The sequence below is a fragment of the Pseudoselenomonas ruminis genome, from assembly GCF_008271295.1.
In the GTDB taxonomy this organism is placed as follows: domain Bacteria; phylum Bacillota; class Negativicutes; order Selenomonadales; family Selenomonadaceae; genus Selenomonas_A; species Selenomonas_A ruminis.
The window spans coordinates 1-22851 of record NZ_VTOY01000014.1 but is presented as its reverse complement, the minus strand read 5'-3'; the positions used below and the strand labels follow the sequence as shown (position 1 = coordinate 22851).

Below are 22851 nucleotides of genomic sequence, written 5' to 3'. Positions count from 1 at the left end.
TCGCTTATCTTGTAGTAGATGCCTCTGCCTGAACGGCTTTGTATTCCGGTTTCTGCATTTCAGCCATAGCTTTGACTTTGACTTCGGAAAGCAGGTTGGTAATACCATCTTGCTTTTTCCCTGCCTTTACCAGAAAATCTACCAGCTGGCTTACGGCTTTATCCCGGTTTTCATCCTTTAGAAGGCTGTTCAGGTTAAGCATGTGGTTGTCTGCTTTTTCTTCTGCAGGCGTTTCCGGCTGAATTGGGGCTGCTTTTCTGCCATAAATGGCATCTCTCTTTTCATTGATGGCTGCTGATTTTTCCATGAGCTTATCTTTTTTCTCCTGCAAGCTCTGGAGGCCTTTGTCAAAGACACGGGCAATCTTGCGGATGCCGCTGTCTACTACGCTATATGCCTTGTCTTTGACCGCATTTCTGATGCGCTTTGGAGTATCAATCACATCTCGGTATACTTTGTGAACGGTACGCCGTGTATGCTTGTAGAGTTTTCCATAGTTCCGTCCGGGCTGCTGGGCATGTTTATAGATACCATTGGCTTCCTCCAAGAATTTGATGGCCACCGCCATGCTCTGGGCAAATTTCTCCGGTGAGTACCCTTGTACGGAAGCACGCATATCTGCCAGCTCCTGCCGGAGTTCCTGCATTTCTCGCAGCATGTCCTGATTACGCCGCTCCACCGCAGTAAGCTGCTCCACAAGGTAATTATTGGCATTTTTCAAGGCAGCTGTGCTGTGGTCTAAGGCTACGGCCTTGGCTTCCGTAGAGGTGTTTTCAGACTGGTAGGTTTTGGAAAGATTATCTAAGCTGTCGCATACTTCCTCATGCTTGGGCTGATACCCCTCCCAGATTGCAGGCTCAGGCCCAAAGCATTCTTCTGCAGTTCGGCAATCTTCAATGTGCTGTTTAAGTTCCTCTGCCGGTGCAGCAACTTGTTCATAAGCCTCTGCCGGGGCCGCTTCCTTGACATCTTCCATATAACCTTCCATAGAAGCAATCATGCTGGCGATGTTTGCTTCATCCATCTCTGGTTCTTCATTCATGTACTGATTCATAATGGGTTTCTCCTTTTCTGCTGTCTCATGGTAATCTTGGCCATACATTTCTTTAAATGCAGTGTCAATGTCTCGCCCTTCCAGCATGGGGGCAGCATTGGAATATATGGTGTTTATCCTATACTCACTTACTAAGGCACCGTTTAACTCTTCGGTTAGTTCGTTGGCCATGTGGCCATCATCCAGCCAAATCTGAATAGCCGCCATGGCTTCATCCTGCGGCAGGCCGTAAAACTGACTGTCTTTCTTGAACTCGATGCCCGGTGTGGAAGTGATGAAATCCACTACCTCCGCTTCGTTGGTGGCAATATGCTGGGAACCAGCCTTGCCGTTAATGGTAAAAACATAATCCTCTGCTGCTCCGGCAGTTGGCACTTCCTCGATACTATCGTCAATGAGTGCCCGTAGATTTTCGGCGGTGGTCGGGTTATTACAGATAGCCGTAATGTCCCCGGCACCGTCCCTTGCAACATATAGCATTTACAATCGCCTCCTATGGGGTAATTGTAAATCTGATTAGGGGCTGAAAAACTATACAATATTTTACTCAACGCAAAAAAAGAAGCCGTCAAAGACAGCTTCTTGGAAGGTTCGTATTATCAAAGTGGCCCTCTTTTACAGAGAGCCACTTTGATTTATGCCATGAATATCATGCGTTCAATATCGCCATACTGAATCTTGCTGCTGGCTTCAGTGGGGTCACCCTTGAGAATATCATGCTCCACTGCATCTTTGTCCGCAATATTTACGCGACCAGCAACTACTTCTGCTTCAACCTTTGCCAACAATGCTTTTCTGCCGGAAGTCGTATCTGCGAAAACCTCATTGTTGTAACGGGCATTCATGGAATGCGCATCCTTATTGTCATTGCAGTTGAAGAAGATAAATACATGCTGTTTCTTCCCAGCAACTTTCTTAGTAGTGGCCTTAGCCTTTGTAACAGCAGTAGTCACTGCCGCATCGGCAACCTTGGCAGCAACCGTCTTTACTGCCTTTTTTGCGGCAGCAGTTGCAGTCTTCTTTACCGTTGTCGTTTTCTTAGTCGTAGCCAAATAGAATTCCTCCCCTAAAAATTCATAGTTGTTTATAATCCCTGAAAAATTCTACCACAAAAGGACTTTTGTTGCAAATACGCCAAGTGTATCATTGTAAACCCAAAATATAAAACGACCACTAAGATACATAAATATATTTACATGTATCTTAGTGGTCGAAACTGTATTAGCAACTAATTGATAGATAACACTGGTAGATACCCTTACTTTTTATGTGACCTATCGTCCCTAAAGTACTCATATTGGGGCTGACTTAATTTATCTATGGCCATCTTCTTTATCTGTGACAGTAAATGGGTTATTTCTTCATTAGTTTTGCCTGATTTAACCAGAAAGTTTACCATTTTACTCACTGCCATTTCTCGATTTTCTATTTTTATCAAGTGGTTAAGGTCAAGCATCTCTTGGTCTTTATCTGGCATACTTTCTATAGCTTTGTAAAGCAGTTCTAAGTCTATAGTTGAATTATCTACATTCGAATTATATTTTTCAGCTGTAATCCAACCTTTCCGCGTCCAAAAATCAGAAAAATGTTCCCCCTTCTCGATTGCCAATTGTACTGGCATAATAAATTTTTTTATTTCTCGAAGTGTTTCTTCAAAAGTTAGCTCCAATCTACTGTTAATACGATTCTTAAAGCCCTGCCACAAACGCTCCTTATTTGCTGCAAAATCGTTTGTATAGATATGATGAGAAAATTGCGTATTTCTTCCTGTGAATGTACTTGTCATAGCCTCCTGTAAAACTCTGCCATCAAAGTCATAGTTTCTACTAAGCATCACAATGTCGTAGAAATCCTTGAACCTGCTATTTTTGTCTCCCAACGATGTCATTGCCTCATACTTCTCTGCTATAACGGCCTCTATTGGATAGGCATACATATAAGGTTTGTCCATCTTTAAGAGCGAGGGAAACTCTATTTTCTTTGGCTCCGGATAAACTGCATCAGAAAATCCTATGTCCATTTGCAGATGAATTTTCGCTTTGCCCAGGTAAGCTGTGATAACAAAACGAACTCCATGATACTCTGCATCTTCCGCTATATCCTCTACACAAATAGAATCCTTATCAAATGTTAGTGTGTCATCTGAACTTATTGAGCAGATAGATTCCATTACCGACTTTATATTTTCCCTTGAATTCTGTAGTTTTCTGGCCAGTACATCAATATCACGTGTCATTCTGGCATCATTGTCCAACAGTGTGTAGAGTAACGCCCCACCTTTCAAAATGAATTGGTCGCTGTGTTCTGATACGGAAATACGATAAAGCAACCGCTCGATTCCGTATAAAACCAGCAATTCATCAAAGTTTTTTCCTGTTTCTTTACGTTTATTTTTTAACCGCTCTTTAACGCTAACATCATTCATCCAATCGTAACCTCCACATATTGGCTGATATATTTATATACCCTAAGTTGTTTCGCATAATCCAACAGAAGATTTATATCTCTATTTCGTATATCTCCCATGTAATTCTTAAATACTTCTATTGCGGTATCTATTCCAGTTTTGTTCAGGTATCGGAACATATCACATACAGTACGTTCTCGATTGTAGATATTCACTGTATGAGCATCCACTTCAACCTGCTCCATTCCCAGTGAAATGCTTTTTTCGCTAGAAAAGAATATTTCAATGCTGGGATAATCCGGCATTGATAGTTTTCTCGTCCCGCTACTTGGCAGCGTCATCTGAACTGTTCGCGGAATAACTGTGGTGAGATTATGGAAATTTGCCGCCGTGAAGACGCTTATTATAGCATTAGGAAAGAATTGCTGTGCCAGTACCATGTCATTATCAGGTTCCTCGCTGTCACGATAGCTGTAGATACCTTTTCTTATGCGTTGCAATTCTCCGCTTGCTACCATCTGTTTGAATTTGTAAGTTGTCATATGACGAAGTAGCTCCTGTCTATGCCAGATAACCTGTCTTGTCTGCGGCATATATATCACCCCCATGCTCATTATAGCACAATAGACCAATAAAATACATATAGATATTTTCATGTATTTTATTGGTCTATACTTTCTTATCTAGCCATTGCCAACTGGGCAGTTTCTGTCTTCTCTCCCACCAGCCGTTTCACATCAACGGCTTTTATCATGCTAGGAGACAACTCCTCAATGGTCTTATAGATATTTTCGAGGTCGTAACCCTTGGCAATCATGCAATCGGCTATGCCCTTGTCTGTGCTCATGGCATTATCAGGGGAATAGGCATTGTCGTTTTTGGTCAGGGCTTCGGCTGCCCGGAAAAGGTAAGTCCTTTCTATATCGTTTTTTCCTTCCAGCTTGGTGAAGTCCATATGGCCATCCTTATCCACCAGCTTCAGAATGCGGCTCCGGCGCACATCCCCTTCGATTTCCTTCGCGCTCGTGAGGCCTTTTTCCTTAGCAGCCAGTATCATGTCGATTTCCTCTGAACGCGCCTTCAATTTTTGAAACTCATCTTCCCTTGGATAGGGGGCTTCCATGGTCTTCTTGGCCACTTCGAGGTTATGCTTCAAGGTTGCCAGATTTTCTTTTTCCTCCGTGATTTGTTTATCAATCTGCTTGTCAATCCCCTTGATAGCCGTCATAATACGCTTCTTGCTGCCGTAGATATCGATACGGAAGTCGGTGGCGTTTACGGCCTGAATGTAAGGGCAGTTATTCATCCAGTCAAATTGGGTTGAGAGCTTGAAGCCCTTGTATTCCCCGGTAAATTTCTTGGTAGCCATGGGGTCAAGTGCTTTTTCCAATGCCTCCACAGCCTTTTTCTCATCCAGATACTTCACGCCGTTTATAGTCATGGCAAAGGCTTCCTGTGCCTCTCCATCCAGCCTCGTGGTCTTATGGGTGTTATTCTGCCACGTTTCCTTATTCTTGAGCTGGGCCTCCAAATGGCTTTCACTCTGGGCAATGCGGTTCGGCAGGTCTACTTTTACCTGTTTGGACATAATTTCCCTGTTTTTCAGGTAGCTCCCCTTGTCCATCTTCAAGCGGTTATAGGCGTTATCCACGTCCATTTTTTCCTTAATCAGGGGATCACCTGCCGCCAGCGCTTTGATTTCAGCAGCACTCAAAACCACTTCATCACAGTCCTCGGCCTCCCTTGTGGGAATCTTGGAGGACATAATCTGTGAGATAAAGCGCTGCTTATTCTCAATGAGCTGCCACATGTAGGCATCGAAGGTTCCTTTGGTAACATAGCGGAAGACCTTTACATTCTTGTTCTCATTGCCCCGGCGAACGATACGCCCCATGCGCTGCTCTAGGTCAGCTGGCCGCCAAGGCACATCAAGGTCATGGGTGGCAATAAGCTTGTCCTGGACATTGGTGCCCACGCCGAGATTATCCGTGCCGCCTAAGAGTACACGCACCTTCCCGGCTCTTACCTTGGCAAAGAGCTGTTCCTTGGCTTCATCATCCTTGGCCTCCTGCACGAAGGCGATTTCTTCCCTTGGCACACCTGCCTCCACCAGTTTCCTGCGAATATCATCATAGACATTGAACTTGTTCGGCTCCTTCTTATTGGGCACCGACTTGTCGCAGAAAATCAGCTGGGTGGATTTTTTGTCCTCGGTGGCTTTGTAGATTTCGAGGACATTCTTGATGCACTTATTGACCTTGCTACCCGGATTATCCGGCAGCGTGGGGTCGATAATGCGCTCATCCAAGGCCAGCATACGGCCTTCATTGGTGATTTTCAGCATATTGTCTTCGCTGGGGTCAACGCCGCCTTCCCGGATGGATTCAGCCCGGACAGCCAAATGATTTACGAGGTCAGACTGGGTTTCTGTTGGCTCTATCTGGTCAACAACCATTTCACAGTCAGGCACATCCAGGTCAAGCATATCAGCGGTCTTGATGTCAGCAGTCATTTTGACTATGGCCATCAGCTCCGGCAGGTTGAAGAACCGGGAGAAACGGGTCTTTTCCATAAAGCCCTTGCCCTCCGGCTTCAATTCAAAGCCAGTTACGGCCTCCCCAAAGGTGGCTGCCCAATCGTCAAAGCTGTTGATACCGGCTTCCTTCAGCACTTGCGGCTGGAGGTATTTCTGCATGATATAAAGTTCCGTCATGGAATTGGAAACCGGGGTGCCGGTGGCAAAGACGAGACCTTTGTAATTGGTCTTCTCGTTGATGTACTGGCACTTATCCATCAGGTCATTTGCTCGAACGGAATCGGATGTGCCTATGCCTGCTACATTGTTCATCTTGGTAGCCACATAGATATTCTTGAAGTTATGGGCTTCATCCACATAGAGCCTATCAATGCCAAGCTCTTCAAAATAGATAGGCATATCATCCTTGTTCTTTTCCACTTCATCCTGGGCTTTTTCCAGACGTTCCTTGGCCTTTTTCAGCATCAGCTCCACCTGCTTGATGGAATACCTGGAATCCTCATTGGCTCTAAGTTCATCCAGCATATCCTCGTACTCTCCGATACGCTGCTCCTGCAGGGCAATTCGGCGTTCCGGGGTGATGGGGATGCGCTCAAACTGGGTATAGCCCATAATGACAGCATCCCAATTCTGGGTGGCAACCTTGGCCACAAAGGCCTTACGGTTCTTCTTTTCAAAATCGCTGGGCTGGGCCACAAGAATTTTGGCCTTGGGGTAGAGCTTCATAAAGGCAGCCCCAGTCTGCTCGGTGAGATGTTTGGGCACCACCATCAAAGCTTTCTGAGATAGCCCTAACCTTTTGGCTTCCATGGCCGAAGCTATCATTTCATAGGTCTTTCCGGCACCCACAGAATGCGCGAAAAGGGTATTACCGCCATAGAGTGTATGGGCGATGGCCGCTTTCTGATGGTCTTTTAGCTCAATCGCCGGGTTCATGCCGGGAAAACGAAGGTATTCGCCGTTATACTCCCGAGGAACGACCGCATTGAAGTTCTCGTTGTAGAAAGCTGTCACTCTGGCAGCCCTCTTCTCGTCCTTCATTATCCAATCAGCAAAAGCCCGCTTCAGGTCTTCCTGTTTCATCTGTGCTGCCGAAGTAGCTTCGGGGTTTATCACCCGCTTGCCATCTTCTGTATTCTTATAGACATGGGGCTGCTTGAGGTTCAAGGCCAGCTCGGCAAGATTCAGGGCATTGATGTCGCTGGTGCCGTAAATCTGGTCTATCTTGGTGTTGAAGAAGCCTCCCTTATTGTCAATATGCCATTTGCCAGAGGCCTTGGAATACTCAATTTTGAGCTTTCTGGCTTCACTATAAGACAGGTCAAGCTCCTCTGTGAGGAAGTCCTTCACATAATTTATAGGCAGCCATGTAGCTCCCAGTGTCACCCGGATGTCCTCGGAAGGAATGTCCGTGGGCTTCACTTCCTCTAGCGCCTCGATATTGGCCTCAATGTCCCGGAGCTTATCTTCGTAGATACTAAGCTGCTCGTCCTGACGGCTGGCAACGATGTCTTCCACCTGCTTGTCATAGGCCGTCTTATAGGCAGGCCATGCAGCTATAATTTCCTTTTTGTATTCTTCCTTCTTCTGCTTTTCTAAATGAGCATAGTCAACAGCGGTGAGTTTTTCGTGCAGGAATTTGTAGTAAGGCACGAAATCCGGCTGGAAATAGGAATTCACATTGGCTTTCGGCTCCATGTGCTCCAACATATCCCGAATATCGGCTCCAGCTTCATCCTGATTGGAAATGCTCTTAACGCCATATCGAAAGGCATCCAGCAAGAATACTGGGTCATTCCGATATTCCTCGGGAAAGTGGTAGCTGATTTGCCGCATGGCTCCAGCCATATGGAGCATGAACTCCCGGTCTGCAACGTGGTTCTCATAAAATGTGCGCTCATTCCCGTTTAACTGATACAATCCATAGATTGTCCCCTGATGCAAATCTCCTTCCCGGATGCGGCCATTGCCAGAGCGCACATACTGCTGGGTGTCCTTCAGAATATCATGGATTCTTTTCTCCAGGTCATGTTCCGGGGCAAAATCCGGCTGCCAATCGGGCATCGTGATATTTGCCACAGCAAGCTCCTTATCCAGAAGCAGCTTTTTCCGCTCTTCCTGCAGGTAGCGGATTTTTGCACGGACATTGCCGGAGAGATATTCATCGGCTATCTTGTATTCACCATCCTGATAATCTTGGAAGATGAGCTTTTTATCCGTCAACTCTTTGAGGATGTCGGTCACATTCGTCTCCGGCATAAGGCTGGCCATATACCCCACGTCCACTTTGCCCTTTTCCTGCATGGAAAATGCCAGGGCATCCATGGCCGTTTCCGCCTTTTCCGGCGTAAAGGATGGCATAACGGTACGGGCTGTGAAAATATCTGCTTTGCCTAAGAACACACCCGTTTCTGCATCCACATTTTCCAGCACTTCCATTAGGGGACATGCTGGGTCATGCCGGAAAGAAGACAAGAGCTCCGTGTCCCTGAAGATATGCCCGTAGTTCTTCACATGCTGGTCGTAGATGGAATTCAAAGTGTCCTGCAAGGCAGACAATTCTTCATTGGAGCAACCATTGGTCTGGGCATCGAAGACATCCTTGACTGCATCCCGAATATGGATAAGAGAAAGCACCTTCTTTTCCAGTTCCGGGGCTTTGGCCATGACAGCATTGATTTTCTTGCGCCGTCCTTCGGTCAAATCTTCCTCTCCCAGCACTTCCCCTTTGGCCTTCTTATCCCCTTGCTGGCTGATAATGGCATCCCTCACCATTTGCTGATGGATAAAGCTCTGGAAATCCTGCGTCTCCCCATAGACATTATGGTAGACCACCTTGCCATTTTCATAGGCATAGCCAAAACTGCTGCCGGACTGTGTGTTTTCCTGCACCGGTGGCTCTAGGGGTTCAGTGGCTTTTTCGTAGCTTCCTTCAAAGTTTGCTACGGCTTCGGCAATCTGCTTCCCCAAATCCATGCCCTCTTCCGGCTCACAAGTCAGCGTATCCCCGTAGGGGCCGGAAACAACAGCAAGACTTCCCAGCACGTTTTCCGGGTGCTGGCTGAAATAATGGTTGAGGTTCTGATACCCCAATTCACTTTCCGGCATTGAATATACCCAGCTCATGAAGTTGGCATCTTCTCCCTGAACTTCCCCGTTCTTATCATGGGTAATGTTAAGAGGTGTTTCCCGCTTCCTCAAGATGAGAATATCCGAAGTAACGCTGGTGCCAGAGGAATTAAAAGCCGTGTTTGGCAGACGAATAGCGCCTACCAGTTCGGCCTTGGCAGCAATATCCTCCCTTGCCTTGGATGACTTCTTATCCATGGTGCCGGAGCTGGTCATAGCTACTACATAGCCGCCGGGGCGTACTTCATCCACCATCTTGCTGATGAAATAGTCATGAATATAAGGGCGCTGCTTCTTGTAACGCACATCACTGGTTATGCGATATTCCCCGAAGGGCACATTACTGATAGCCAGGTCAAAAGAACCATCCGCATAGGTAGTACGCTCAAACGGCTGATTGGAAATGGTCGCATCCGTATAGATATGAGCTGCAATCCGGGCTGTGATGGGGTCAAGCTCCACGCCATGAATAATGCTGGCCTCCCGAATGCCCTCCGGCATATTTTCCAAAAATCTGCCATTGCCACAGGACGGCTCCAAGACATTCCCCCCAGTAAAGCCACGTTTTTCCAGCCCTTCATAAATCCCCTTGATAAGCTCCGGGGGCGTGAAGTGAGCGTTGAGCGTAGAAGCCCGGGCAGAGCTGTACTCGGAATCTGTGAGATTGTTCCGCAGCTCGTTATATTCCTTCTGCCAAGCGGTATTATATCGGTCAAAGGCTTCCGGCAGGCCGCCGAAGCCAGAAAAGCTTTTGAGTACTTTCAGTTCTTCCGGCGTGGCCTCCCGTTCTTCGTCCTCCAACCGTTTTACCGTGCGAATAGCTGCCATGTTGCGCTCAAAGACCTTGCGCTTACCGGAAGTGGTAGACATATCTGCCGTAAAATCTAAATGGCTGAAATCCTCCGTAGTAAAGAGCTTTTCCGGCTCCTGCTCGTTCTCCTGGTCAGGCGTTTTTTCTTCTTCCTCTATGGGAGCAGGTTCATCCAGTGATCCCCCTTCTTCCGAAAGTGTCTCTTTTTCTTCTTCAAGAAAGTCAGCGGGAAGTTCGTGAATCAGATTATCTATCGTACTCTTGGTGAAGAACTTCAAACGATGTTCATAGTCCTTGGTTCCAAGCTTCATGTAGTTATCGGGGTATTCCGGGGGGAGCGGTGTGTTTTCCGTCTCTGGCAGCGTCAATCCCTGCTTTTCCAAATTCAATAGCGTAGCTATGATGTGATTGCGGACAAGGTTCATTGCCTGCCCATCCGTCTCATACATCCCACCGCCATATTCCTTTATCTGGTGCCAGCGATAGAATTCCACATGAAGCGCCGCAATGGAATATTCCAGGTATTTCCCCTTGGGTACACGCCCAGCCCAAAGTTTACTGGACATGTCCCTTTCGGCCTGTGTAGGTTTGGGATAGCCAATATCAACCTCTTCATCAGCTGGAGCTTTATCTTCTTTTTCCTGCTTATCTTCAGGTACGGCTGCCGGTTCGCTTTCCTCAGTGACTTTTCCGGCAGCATCTACGGTAACTTCTTTTTCCGTTACGTCCTCCGGCACCCAGGCTACACCGCCATTTGGTGTTCTAACCGGGTGAAGGGATGCCTTGGTAACGGTAATATGGGTAGAAGGTTCTTCTGTTACGCCTGATTCGTCAGCTGCTGGGCCAGCAGAGACACTATCTCGTCCTCCATCGCCATTATTGCCCTCGTGTACCCCATGAAGTCCCTCTGCTGGAATATGTGGTTCAGGCCCCGTTTCTTCTTCATTTCCGCCTTCATCTGCTCGTACTTCTGGTTGTACTCCATGTCCACCTGTCCCAGCATCAGCTGCACTCTCCCGCTCTGGAGAATTTCTATCCACTGGGCTGGTTTCTCTTCCTCCATGTACTTCGCCCAAATCCCCGACCACCGTCCGGGCATCAGGTTCATCTGCTGCCTCATTTCCTTGGCCTTCGCCGTCAGCCGGTCTAACTCGTCCAGCTCCTTCATCCGCTCTTCCCTCGCCTTGTCCTCCATGTCCCAACGGGTGAGCATTTCCTGATATTCCTGCTCTGTTGCCATCAGTTCGTCCATTGTCATTTTGTCTCTCCGCCTTTCTGATATAATCTCCAATCTGACTTAAAACCATCTTGCTGGCATCATTTACCGTGGCAAGGGTCTTTTCAACATTGACATCCTCCCAATCATGAAGCATAAGCTCAAGGCCAATCTCATCTTCGGCATCATAGCCCAGACGCTCCATGATTACATAGGCGGTACTAAGGGCTGTAAGTTCCTTGTCCTCTACCCAGGGCAAAGCCTCAGTATAGCTTTTGGCGAAATTAAGGATTCGCTGGGGCATGGACAGGTCACTGGGGCCGGGAAAATGCTCATCCATATAGGCTTTACATTTCTGCTCGTCATATTCCCATGTGAGCTTTTCCCCTTGATAGCCCTCGGTGGCCGAGACATCAAAAACTTCCTCAACGTGTTCCTGATACTCGCTGCCTGTGATGATGGGGATAGGCTTGGCATTATCTGCCACCTTCCTCCCCAACTTTTCCCAGATGGCCTTGGTAGCCACTGCACCGCTGGCACCCGCCGGGGCGTGGAAAAAAAGATTGATTTGCTGAGTAAGACCGTACTTGTGGTACTTGCCCATGGTAGACAGGAAGTCGATATAGCGTTGCTGGTTCGACTGCATGTCTAGGATGAAGCGGTCTGCTTCAGTCATTAGAGCATTTTTGCTTATCATGGATATGCCTCCTATATAAGGTAATTTCATATCCATGGTAAATCTGCTTTGGGGTTGGAAAACTATGCAATATTTTACTCTATTGCTTTTCCACTAAAATACTAACATATATTTATATATGTTACAAGAATATTCTGTTAGTAATATTATACATAGTTATCCTGGCAAAATTCTCTCCACAATTATTTTGACAATACACATTAAAGCGTGGTATTATTTACATAGAGAACTGGCAACGGAGTGTGTCAGTAAAGGTGTTGATACCGAGAAGCGTGTCAGGATGCGGGACTCGGAGTAGCCATATGTAGGGTTTTTGCTATAAAAACCTCAACCTGACTATATGCACAACCGTGTGCAGACAGAAAAAATAGCAAATTACAAGGCGGATGCCATCTTCTCAATGGCATCCGCCTTGCTTAGTATTTAGAAGGTAACCTATGGACAAAGACATTTTGCAAGCGGCTGCTAAAGCTTACGAACAACTTATCAAGGTAGAATATCTTATTGTTTTGGGGCGTAAAGGAAAAACCTCAACAATGCATATAACCTTTCAACCAGAAAATTTCTATCATTTAGCAGGACTACACAAGTTGAAGCTACGCTACAAATTTCAGCAAAAAACCAGTGCTAAGATTTTAGCTAATATCGTAAAAGGTCAACTAACAGTTAGCCAAATAGAGAATGACGATAATTTCAGAAAAATAGTCCCCCGATTGATAGCATTGCAGAACTTATCAACTATTCTTGAGAATAATGATACAAAATTCTTTGCATATGACAATAGAAAAGTATCTTTTGCAACTAAGATAACGGCAGATTACCTAGCCAAGGGAAGCTATGATAGTGAAACAATAACATTTTCTTTCTTCGTAAAAGACGAGGCAGGCACAATTTGTATGAACTCCATCTTCCCTATGGAAAAATTTGATTACAGCTCCAGACAGACGCAATATACAGTTCTTTTCAAAAAACGAATCGAACACCATGCTAATAACGTAACCGAAGAAGAATTATATCGTCACAAGAATTTCATAAGCGATGAAGGGTGCCTAACATCCCTAGAACAAAAGCCTGATTGCGTTGATTAAACGCATTCAGGCTTTTGTTTATTTAGAATCTCACAAAACCCTTCGGCTCCGATTTCTCATAGAGCTTTTTTGACCGCTCGTTACGATGATAAGGGTCTTCGATGCTTATCTGCGCATCCTGTACCTGCCGCCGAAAGGCTAAATCCTCATTTTGCTTGATTTTGCCCTCCACGGCCTTGATGCTGGCTAAATTCCCCAGCAGAGTATTCCGCCTTGCAGTTTCTGCATCCAACATGGCCATAGCATCGGCCTTGGCTTGGTCTGCTTGCATTTCTCCTTCAGCATTGTTGCTGGCTTCCATGATAGCAGTGATATTTGCCTGTTCGCTCTTTGCTGTATCAATAAAGCCTTTGGCATTATCACCGTAATACTTGTAGATTGAAGCGGCAGCCTGATATTGTTCCTGCGGCTTATAGGTGCTTTCATCCACATAGCCGTCTTCCGTGCTACGGAAAATCTTGCTTTTCCAGAAATCCAAGGTCTTTTCTCCCAGTCCGCTACTTTCCGTGTCGCTGTTCAAGCTGGCAATGTTTCTTTGCACGGTGGTCAAGATGCTGTTATCCAAGGGGTTCATATTCTTGACCTTGATGCCAAACCGCTCCAAGGCTGTGGCCAACCAATTCTCCGTATTCTGAGTAGCAAGGATGGCTTTCATGTGCCTGGCGTAGTCATAAACATTGCCTCCCTGCCTTGCCAAATCCTTCAGGGCAAAGGGTGACGGAGCACTATCCGCATAGGAAACGCTGGTCATGCTGTAATAATTGGCCGGGTCAAAGGGCTTATCCACACCGGGGACAGCGTGAGCGGAGCCTATGCCGTAGGCTCCAATGCCGCCTATAAAGCAAGCCCCAAGCACTCCAAGGCAATATGATATTTTACCTTTTCTCATGTTCTCACCTCCTTCCTAGTGTTCGTTGGTGAGCTTAAAGCCCATACCGCCAAACTGCTTGTTAATCAGTTTTTCCATGTGGTCAGCTATCAGAATAAAGAGCAGTACCAGCAGAAGGAGCTGGAAGAGCAGCGCCATATTGGCCACACGGCTGGTTTTGTTCGCTCCATGATGGCCTAGAATAGCCGCCTGGTATTCATAGGCAGCCGCATTTTCCATACCTCCTTCACCTTGGTTCCAAGCACGGCAAGCGGCTTCCCATGAGCCATATTTGTTGTAGTAGCCCTCTATGATGAACCTCGCTACTTTATCCTGATTTTGTGGTGCCCACGGATACTCTGTACTGGGCTCCGGGGCTGTATCCTTGTCTCCATAGGAATTCCACCGGGTGTAGTTCTCTCCGTCATGAATTAGTGTGCCGTTACTGTTTTCATAATCCCTGCACCATCTATCCCAGTTGTTATAGTGGCCATAATCTATCTGATAGGCTCCATAGTAGCCTTGCCCATTGTCGCAGTGATAGTTGCCACCATAGGATTCCACAGCCCGGATGCGAGCCATACAATCATCTTCACTGATGATTTTTGCCGTGCTGCCAACTTCTGACACAGTGGTTTTTGTTTCGACAAAATCACCCACCACAAGATTCTGCATAGTAAACTGGAGCATCACCGTAAATATGATGAAGAACATAAGATTTAGGGAAACAGCGAAAATGCCATTAATTCCGTTGGAAGCCCACTTCCGTGTCTGTTTCAGTCCGGCGAACATGAAATTGACAAAGGAGAACAGAATGGTGAAATAGAAGAACAGGTATGCCTTGGCCACCTGTATGCCAATAATCATAAAGAGAATAAGGAAAATGCAGCCAAACACCGCACAGATGAGGAACGTGAACCCTTCTGTGAACAGGTCAAGAAATCCATGTACCTTCAACGCCTCATTGATAAGTGGGACAATTATCTCCACTCCCTTCTGTACAATCTTGGTCGGGTCTGAGACGGTCTGACCTGCTGTGTCCAAAGATTCCCCTACTGCCAGGGCTCCAATTTGCGGAAAACTTTCCAAGGCAAGGTTACCGATAAAATCGCCCCAGTTCATCAGCATGAAAATCAATACGCCATAGGTGATGATTTTGTAGAAGAACCAGCTGGTAAAGGTATGCTCATCATTATCTCCCCATGCGCCCAGGCCTTTATACATAGCCGACATGGCAAGGTCTATGGCCATCAGGCAAGCAAAAATCTGCCAGATGTAGTTTTTGATTATTCCCAAGGCCTTGGTCATTAAATCCACGAAAGTATCTATGACATCTTTCAGCGGCTTGGCAAAATCAGCAGAAATCTCCAGAGAAACATTGCTGTCATCAAAGTCTGTTGCTGCTGTTGGATCACCGCCGTTTATAAGGCTGCCAAACTGTTCAACTTCCATTTGCGCCATACCTGCTACAAATAGCCCTGGGTCTACAAATACGTTATTAAGTTGTGTCCCAAAATGACAATGCGGGCCGGTAGATGCACCAGTAGACCCCATGGTAGCGATAATCTGGCCAGCATGTACCTGCTGGCCGGGGTAAACATCCACGGTGCTATTGTGAGCATAGTACGTTTTAAGGCCGTTCCCATGGTCAATTATGACCAGGTTTCCATAACCATCGTTATAGCCTACCGAGGCATCTTCTACAACACCATCACCAGCTGCATATATCGGGTCACCAAAATCTCCCGCTAAGTCAACACCGCCATGATTGCGAAGATTTCCTGTAATCGGATGAATACGGGGGCCAAAAGCCGAAGTCATAACAGCAGGTGGCGTTGGCACCGGCCAATTTAGTTTCCCTCCCCCGCTATTTATCTCGCTTTCGATAGCTCCTATATCTTCTGAATAGGCCAATGCTGTACTGGCTATGGATAAGTTCAAAAGCATCAATAACAAAACTGCGATACGCTTTAGCATTTACAAACCTCCTCCTGGGAATATCTATATAAAGTTTACTGACGAATTTGCTCCGCAAACTATCCAATATTTTACTGACAGCCTTGAAACATATATAAATATATGTTATTGTATTTACAGAGAATTTTGAGAATGAGAGGATATTACATATGTCGGAACGATATTTTTATCCTATGCTCATAGAGCACACACCTGACGGCCAAGGATATACAGGCAGGCTGCTAGACCTGAGGATTAACGTAGAGGGAAAATCACTTGCGGAGCTTATGGACAACAGCCACAAGGCATTGGATAAGTTCTTTGACGATGGTCTGACGCCTAAAATAAAAGGAACCGACCCAGCAGAGATAACTCCCCCCAAAGGACAAAGCATAATAGTCGTTGAGTTTGACCGCATTGCCTATAAAATGAAACATGATAAGGCAACCGTTACCAAAGCGGTTACTATGCCAGCATGGATGTCTAATATCGCAAAAGAAAAGAGAATAAACTGTTCTCAACTGCTACAACGAGCATTACTAGATGTTTTCGAAAAAGATTAACGCCACAACTTAGTTAAATAGCAATATTGAGGTTTTTATTATGGAAACAATAGCTTCATATACACTTCGTTCAAAAGATAAAGCACTGGTTCACTTTCATTTACAAAGCGAGGCAGAGCATGAATTTGGTGAAACACAATATAAATATCAGGTAGAGATAGCGGATATAGTGGAAGAAAACAAACACCTTCTTCCATACCCACTAAAGAATGGCTTAAATAACCAAAAACTTCTTGCTTGGATAAATCAACGCAAAGCTCCTAAAAATAGGCAATTCGTAAATCAACTTATGAATGCCATAGAGGATTCTAATAATCCATTGAAATATGTTGACATATCTCATGCATTGTCGCTTAACGATGCATATTGGATTACCAATGATAATGTCCCCGCAAAATGGCAAGAATTCAATCTTTATGACCATCCTTTTGATGATGTTCTTGCCTATGTAGCATTTACCGGCTATCATGAGAAAGTAAACGGTGTTATTACATCACCGGAACTAACTTCTTCCGGGATGTTAAAAAAATGTTGGACAAACAGGAAAGAGGGGATTTTCCTGCTAAAGGGTGATGACCTTATTCCTCGTCCTGACCGACGCAATCAGGCTACCATGGAGTTCTATGCAGCACAGATAGCGGAGAAAATGGAATTTGAACACGTTGACTATGACTTAGAGGAATTCCATCACCGCAATGGGGATAAAGAAATAGTATGCAAATGCAAACTATTCACCTCCGAAAACGAAGGCTTCATTAACGCCTATGAATTCTTCCTAGCCAAAGGTTTTGACACTAAAGATGCAAACCTTAGTGATTTGTCCAGTCAGGCAAAAATGGCAAGATTATATGGCGAAAGTGCTTACCAAGACCTTATGGTATTTGATTCTTTAATATGTAACCAAGATAGGCACTTAGGAAACTTCGGCTACATTGTAGACAACAATACAGGGGAATTCCTACGCCCTGCCCCCATCTTTGATAATGGCTTTTCATTACTTTCTGGAGCCTCGCAAAATGGACTGAATAATTTGGAGGAATATATCAATAGCATTAACGCTAGATATCTCAGCTTTGATATGCAAGCCCGCCTGTTTGTTGCCCCACGTCATATTCCCCATATACGGTCACTGTTAAATTTCCAATTTGAAAAACATCCCCTTTATAATGTCAGCGATGAAGCCGTTGATAAATTATCGGAAATGGTACAAATCCGTGCAAAACGTATATTGGCAATCTATCAGGAAAAAAAGAAACAACAAGCGCAGCATGAAAGTTATTCAAGATAATATATTTTAGTTGCACTAGGAGGGTTACTCATGGGACTTTTTGGCAAAAGCAAAAAAGAAATTGAACAAGAAAGATTAGAACTTGAAGAAGCAAAGAATTTTGAGGAAAACTACGGTATATCCAAATTACACTTTGAAAGTCTTACCGATACTTTAAAATCTAAATTATCAACAGATAATTTAGATGCTATTATCCGATTAAAAGCCCCCTGCTTTAACGATACAATCAATGATATTTTTAGAGCCTCAATGCACAATCAAGAGCAGCTCGATAAACTCGAAAAGAAATACGATTTATTGTTAGAAGCCATAAACAAACAAAACGAACTCCTTTCTGCGGTTTTGAGTTGCAAGTCCTCAAATTAACCACCATATACAAGGAATATGTAGAAAATAGCTATCATCGTGGGTGATGATAGCTATTTTCTTATTTGAAGTCTTTATCTAAGTTTTTCCTTGCATACCGTCCTTTACTTAAATTCTTCAACATTGCTTCACCAGTATTTCTCTTCAGATTGTCCATATTTTCAATGGCCTGTCTATATCTAGCCACAGGAGCTGTACTCATAAGTTTCGATTTTCCCAACTCTGCCAATGTACCTTTCACACCACCATGACCAGTAGCACTTGCAATTGCGCTGGCAGCGCGTACTGCGCCACGAGCGCCAGAAGCCGTTGCAGCTGCATTAGCAGCAGACATAGCTGCTCCCTTTGCCATATCCATCATTCCAGAACCAGCAAGGTTTGGCTGGCCATTTAGCAGGCTCGTTACCAGTTCCGGGATTTTCTTCGTGAGCAGATAAATAACCAATGCCGCTAATACTGCCTGAAAGAGTAGCGCAGGCTGTGTCCAGGGGTCTTTGGCTGCTGCCATTTTGGTTTGGAATGTCATCATAAACGGTATTGCCATAGCCGAAATAAATGAGATTACAGACAGTTTAATCGCCAAATTGAACATACCGCCAATCGCTTTTTCTGCCAAAAATGCAAATTTATTAAGCATAATAAAAGGCAACAACGGTATCGTGATGAGAGCCATTGTATAAAATTCAATCCGTGCCATAAACATTTCAATGGATGTCAGAATCATGGCAATTACCACAGTCAACAGGCCAACCAGATTTAGGAGGACAAGACCTATACTTTTGAAAGAAGATTTCTCCCAAAATGTGGTAAATATCTGGAACCCATTCTTGTATATAGAATCTGGCTTCAGGTCTGCTCCATCACTTCCTGCACCACCAGCCAGGAAGCCGATTTGCTGGAATCCTTGCCCGAGTGCCCCCATTAGGTCAATCCAGTTCATCATAAGGAACATGAATATGCCCATCTTGATAATCACGGACATCAGGTATTTCACCTTGTCACCAGAAATGAGCTTGAAGGACATTTCCCAGCCCACTTCCAAAATCGTAAGGATTAGCAAAAGCTTCAAACAAGGGGATAAAATTGCCTGTGAACCGGGTTTTATTACGCCATTTAGGTAACTATCCATGAAGCCGGACAGTATATCCATATCCGCAACTTTTTCTTTAACATCCGGCTCGTAAAAATGGGGTACAGCTGGCCCGTGTCCGGCGCTGCTTGCCATATCAACGATGCCTGTCTCCGTAAGAAAAGCTCCGAAGTTTATCGCAAGGCCAGCTCCCAAAAGCCAGCTCCAGATGGTCTTCTTGCCGTCCTCAATGCCCCAGCCTACCATGATTGCTGCCACCGCTGTCATTATCAGCACCATGACCTTGGCCAAAGTAACAAAGGTGCCCCCAATTACTGCCAGCTGCTTATCAAAGTTACCTCCCAGCCCCGTACCACCTGCCACGATTGAATCGCTGCTGGCAGCAAGCGCCGTGCTGCTTATCCCCAACACAAGCATAAGTGCCAGTATGGCCATAGCCATATCCTTGTTTGTCCTCAACGTGAAATCGCCTCTTCTCTATCTTTGCCACTACCCGTTATATACTCCACAAATCTACGGCTATCCATAAGCCTCTGCTGCTGATCTAAATGCTCAAGACGCGGAGAATTGGCCATAATTCCTGTGATATGGGCATTGCCTATGCCCTTTTCCTTTAAGAGCGGCACCACTTCTTTATCTGCCTCGAATATTCCTGTCCCAGCCTGCTTTCTGCACACCTCTTTAACCGCTGCATAGTAGACAGCCTCAAAATTCTCCGACTCCAGCTTCATCAACACTTCATCCAATGAACCCGCATGTTGCACTTTAGGGAGCGCCAGCAAAGGACTTGCCTTTCTGGCCTCTACGGCCTTTTCTATCAGGTCACGGGTGAAGTCATCCAGCTTGGTCATGATGTCAAAAATTGCATTCCAATCATCAGCCTCCTGCTGGGCGTTCTTCCCCAACTCTTTCAGCACCTCCCGGACAGGAGCCAGTTCTTCCGTCTTGAAGTCAAATTCCTTGGCTGCCTGTCCTATGGCCACTGTCCATAAATCCAGAGCCTCACAGAATTTTTGTGCCTCATGGAGGCGGGTAACGGCATTTCTTATCTCCCCTGTTACACGCTCCCAATATTCGATAAGGTCGCTCTTGGCGTGTTCCGGCTTATGCTCCAGCAGTCTTTCATACAGCTGCTGATAGGTTTCCTTGTCCTCCTGTGCCTCGGTCTTTACTTCTGTGTGGGGCTTTGCAATATCCTGAAGCTTCCGCTCCAAAACCTCCTTGCCCCCAATCTCCAGCCACTCGCCGGGGTCTTTGCATGGTTCCCATGCTTTTGGAACAAGTGTCACCGAGCGTCCCATGTCGGCAAGCTTTTCCGCAAGCTTCTTTCCTGTCGTAAGTCCAGCCTCATCATTATCAAGAGTGATTAAAAATTCGGCAGGGGAATCCTTGGCAAGACTGACCAGTAAATTAGCGTTACTCACGCTGTTTAAGGCTATCGCCTTGCCGCCGGACTGCTCAATAGCCAGGGCATCTAAGGCCCCCTCCACGATAAAGACCTTGCCCTGCTCTTTTATCTTCTCACTGCCGGTAAGCGAAACAGATACGCCCTTCGGATTTTTATAGCGTATGCGTTCATCCGGCTGTGTTGCCCTTGCCACATAAGCGGTATCGGTAGGAATAATAAGGCGTTTTTCCCGCACATCGTAGCCAAGACCATGGGATTTCACAAAATCCTCCGTAAATCCTCGTTTCCGCCAGAAATCCGTCTGCAAGATATTCTGCTGGCAGTTTAGCTTATACTGCAGTATTCGTACCTTGTCCTCTGCCGTAGCCTCCACTCTCACCGTTGGTCTTTGTCTCGGCTGACTGTAAGCTACCGGCCTTGTATCAGCTGACCGCTCCCGGCTGCCGTAAAGCTCCCGTGCCCTTTCCACCTGCTGACTGAAATCCGGCAGATTTTCCCTTGCACCAATGAGCTTGAATAAATCCCATGTGTTGCCACAGCCAAAACAGTACACCACCGGGCAGCTGTTTGGCCCCTTATCGTAGTAATGAGCAGAGGGAGAATCATCACCATGTGCCGGGTCCGGGCAGCAAAAATTATTCCCTCTTCCCAGTGCATCAGCCGTCACGCATCCACTCTCGATAAGATAATCTGCCAGATGCCTTCCCAGCTCCATCTTTTCCTGCTCGTCTAAATATTTCATAGCCAAGGCCTCCTCCATTTTCTCTAGGATAATATGTATTCGACCCTGTAAAACTAGCCAATGTTTTACTCAACGGGGTATTTTTCTGATATAATTTGGATAACGAATGTTTCAGGAGTGATTGTCATGAGTTTTCTAGGCCTTATGGCTTTAGCAATGTTCGCCATTGTCGTTGTTTCATTCTTTGGAGCTATATTCATTGCCGTATTAAAACTCATATTCAAACTACTTGTAAAAATCTTCCAGATTATCTTTAAGTAAAAGGCCGCCAACTCTTAGGCGGCTTTTTACTTTTGCCTTCCCTGGCCTAGTGTCCACAAAATTTGGCCATGCTATCCCGGGAATCCTGCTCCATCTTCTCGGTCATGGCCTTCTCATAGTTCCGGGCATAGGCTTCTTCTGCCACCATGGCCACAAGGTTTGTCAGCGCCTCATTGCCGTTGTGAGTAGCCAGTGCATTTGCTGCCAGGATGGCGGTCTGCGCCTGCAAGACCTGCTTCTGCCCTTCGGCGTTATTGGCCGCATCCACCGCAGTATTCACGCTGGCAGACAGCTTTGCATCTGCCGTCTGAATGTTCTTGGCCGATTCTGCTGCCGCTTTGTAGGTGGCATCCAAGGCTCTGCGATTTTTCTGGGTTCGCTGGTATAAATCCACCACCGTAGCATCCCCATTGAACACGCTTTCAATGGTGCCAATCTCATTTTCCATGATGGCTGTCGGCGTGGAATTCCGATTGAGTATGCTGGGGAGCTTGCCCAGCTTCTCCAGTGTCCCCTTGGGATACATAATATCCCCGGACATCAGGGAAGCCTCCGCTGCCTGCTGATTTTGCACCATGGCAAGCAGCTTCTTGGCATCCAACGACTTGGTATTTAAGATGTCCAGTGCCAGCTGTTTCTGCTCCTCAGTGAGGATTTTTGCCGTCTGCACCGCTTCCTTAATGGCCTCTTCCACGTTTTTCTGGTCATAAACAAGGATTGTAGCCTCGGCGTCCCGGCTGGAAAGGCTCATAGCACCAAAGGGAACGGTCACGCCAAGGAGCACCCCCATGGCAATGGCCGCTTTTCTAAATTTCATCTGCATTCACTTCCTTTACTGGTAGTAGTATCGGTTAAGCAGCTGGGTGTAGATGTCATTCACCTTCACCACATAGTTCTGTGTTTCGGCATAAGGTGGGCAGCCACCATAATTTCTTACTGCATTGCCCCCGGCATTATAAGCTGCTACCGCATTGGTCACGGCGTAATCGCCGGAGCCAGAAAAGCTATCCAGCTGGCTCCGCAGGTAAGACACACCACCTATGACATTTCCCAGCGGGTCATAAGGGTCTACTCCCACAGACGAAGCCGTAGCTGGCATCAGCTGCATAAGGCCAATGGCTCCGGCATTCGAGAAGCTGCCAAAATTAAAGTGGCTTTCGGTTTCCATTACGGAAGTCACCAAGAGCGGGTCTACACCGTACAGGCTGGAAGCATAACAAATAGCGTCTGTGATCCAGACCGCCTCATTGGCGTTGGCATTGTAGGCTGCCACCTCCGAATAAACCACGCTGCGAACATCTGCTGCCTCTGCTGTCTTTTCCACGGGGAGGCCCCCGTAAAGTATGCATAGCGATAAAATCGCTATAGAGA

At 46.1% G+C, this 22851-nt stretch carries 17 protein-coding genes; 5 read left to right on the top strand and 12 right to left on the bottom strand.

Translation table 11 applies throughout. From position 1 onward, the window contains the following. Nucleotides 1-4 precede the first annotated feature (4 nt). The 6 genes from FZ040_RS14015 to FZ040_RS14370 form a co-directional block, all read right to left on the bottom strand. On the bottom strand, nt 5-1534 hold the full coding sequence (locus tag FZ040_RS14015) for a hypothetical protein (protein WP_187620322.1): 1530 nt from the start codon (nt 1532-1534) through the stop codon (nt 5-7). A gap of 155 nt (nt 1535-1689) precedes the next feature. Further along, the gene (locus FZ040_RS11730) at nt 1690-2106 is read right to left on the bottom strand and encodes a hypothetical protein (RefSeq protein WP_245582803.1); all 417 of its coding nucleotides are present in this window, start codon (nt 2104-2106) and stop codon (nt 1690-1692) included. Nucleotides 2107-2312: 206 nt separating this feature from the next. Then, a complete protein-coding gene (locus FZ040_RS11725; RefSeq protein WP_149172157.1) occupies nt 2313-3479 on the bottom strand; it encodes a nucleotidyl transferase AbiEii/AbiGii toxin family protein in 1167 nt (388 codons plus the stop codon). Beyond that, a complete protein-coding gene (locus tag FZ040_RS11720) occupies nt 3476-4003 on the bottom strand; it encodes a type IV toxin-antitoxin system AbiEi family antitoxin domain-containing protein (protein ID WP_149172156.1) in 528 nt (175 codons plus the stop codon). The genes FZ040_RS11725 and FZ040_RS11720 overlap by 4 nt, the downstream gene beginning before the upstream one ends. Before the next feature lie 137 nt (nt 4004-4140). Beyond that, nucleotides 4141-8358 carry a helicase-related protein gene (locus FZ040_RS14375; RefSeq protein WP_488655853.1) on the bottom strand — a complete coding sequence of 1406 codons (4218 nt, stop codon included), beginning with the start codon at nt 8356-8358 and terminating at the stop codon, nt 4141-4143. A gap of 2396 nt (nt 8359-10754) precedes the next feature. Then, entirely contained in the window at nt 10755-11000 is a 246-nt protein-coding gene (locus tag FZ040_RS14370) for a hypothetical protein (protein ID WP_369407141.1), read from the bottom strand. Nucleotides 11001-11301: 301 nt separating this feature from the next. Here FZ040_RS14370 and FZ040_RS14365 point away from each other — a divergent pair, with 301 nt between their 5' ends. Beyond that, nucleotides 11302-11805, top strand: coding sequence for a hypothetical protein (locus FZ040_RS14365; RefSeq protein ID WP_149172153.1), 504 nt, complete (start codon nt 11302-11304; stop codon nt 11803-11805). A 482-nt stretch (nt 11806-12287) separates the two neighbouring features. After that, entirely contained in the window at nt 12288-12938 is a 651-nt protein-coding gene (locus FZ040_RS11700; RefSeq protein ID WP_149172152.1) for a PBECR4 domain-containing protein, read from the top strand. Nucleotides 12939-12960: 22 nt separating this feature from the next. On the opposite strand, the gene FZ040_RS11695 is transcribed toward FZ040_RS11700, so the two are convergent. Further along, nucleotides 12961-13827 carry a TrbJ/VirB5 family protein gene (locus FZ040_RS11695; protein WP_149172151.1) on the bottom strand — a complete coding sequence of 289 codons (867 nt, stop codon included), beginning with the start codon at nt 13825-13827 and terminating at the stop codon, nt 12961-12963. A 15-nt stretch (nt 13828-13842) separates the two neighbouring features. Further along, nucleotides 13843-15783 (bottom strand): peptidoglycan DD-metalloendopeptidase family protein, encoded by a 1941-nt coding sequence (locus FZ040_RS11690; RefSeq protein ID WP_149172150.1) that lies wholly within the window; start codon nt 15781-15783, stop codon nt 13843-13845. A gap of 149 nt (nt 15784-15932) precedes the next feature. Between FZ040_RS11690 and FZ040_RS11685 the strand changes: the two genes are divergently transcribed. From FZ040_RS11685 to FZ040_RS11675, 3 genes are read left to right on the top strand one after another with little or no spacing between them, the layout of a single operon-like run. Continuing rightward, a complete protein-coding gene (locus tag FZ040_RS11685; protein ID WP_149172149.1) occupies nt 15933-16325 on the top strand; it encodes a hypothetical protein in 393 nt (130 codons plus the stop codon). Between the two features lie 40 nt (nt 16326-16365). Then, a complete protein-coding gene (locus tag FZ040_RS11680) occupies nt 16366-17613 on the top strand; it encodes a HipA domain-containing protein (protein ID WP_149172148.1) in 1248 nt (415 codons plus the stop codon). A 30-nt stretch (nt 17614-17643) separates the two neighbouring features. After that, nucleotides 17644-17979 carry a hypothetical protein gene (locus FZ040_RS11675; protein WP_149172147.1) on the top strand — a complete coding sequence of 112 codons (336 nt, stop codon included), beginning with the start codon at nt 17644-17646 and terminating at the stop codon, nt 17977-17979. A 61-nt stretch (nt 17980-18040) separates the two neighbouring features. Here the strand turns inward: FZ040_RS11675 and FZ040_RS11670 are convergent, their stop codons facing one another. The 4 genes from FZ040_RS11670 to FZ040_RS11655 form a co-directional block, all read right to left on the bottom strand. Beyond that, nucleotides 18041-19504 carry a type IV secretion system protein gene (locus tag FZ040_RS11670; RefSeq protein WP_187620321.1) on the bottom strand — a complete coding sequence of 488 codons (1464 nt, stop codon included), beginning with the start codon at nt 19502-19504 and terminating at the stop codon, nt 18041-18043. A 20-nt stretch (nt 19505-19524) separates the two neighbouring features. Next, nucleotides 19525-21219: a toprim domain-containing protein gene (locus FZ040_RS11665; RefSeq protein ID WP_187620320.1), complete on the bottom strand. Its 1695-nt coding sequence runs from the start codon at nt 21217-21219 to the stop codon at nt 19525-19527. Between the two features lie 307 nt (nt 21220-21526). Continuing rightward, nucleotides 21527-22297 (bottom strand): hypothetical protein, encoded by a 771-nt coding sequence (locus FZ040_RS11660; RefSeq protein WP_149172144.1) that lies wholly within the window; start codon nt 22295-22297, stop codon nt 21527-21529. A gap of 15 nt (nt 22298-22312) precedes the next feature. Next, the gene (locus tag FZ040_RS11655; protein ID WP_255448867.1) at nt 22313-22804 is read right to left on the bottom strand and encodes a lytic transglycosylase domain-containing protein; all 492 of its coding nucleotides are present in this window, start codon (nt 22802-22804) and stop codon (nt 22313-22315) included. Nucleotides 22805-22851 lie beyond the last annotated feature (47 nt).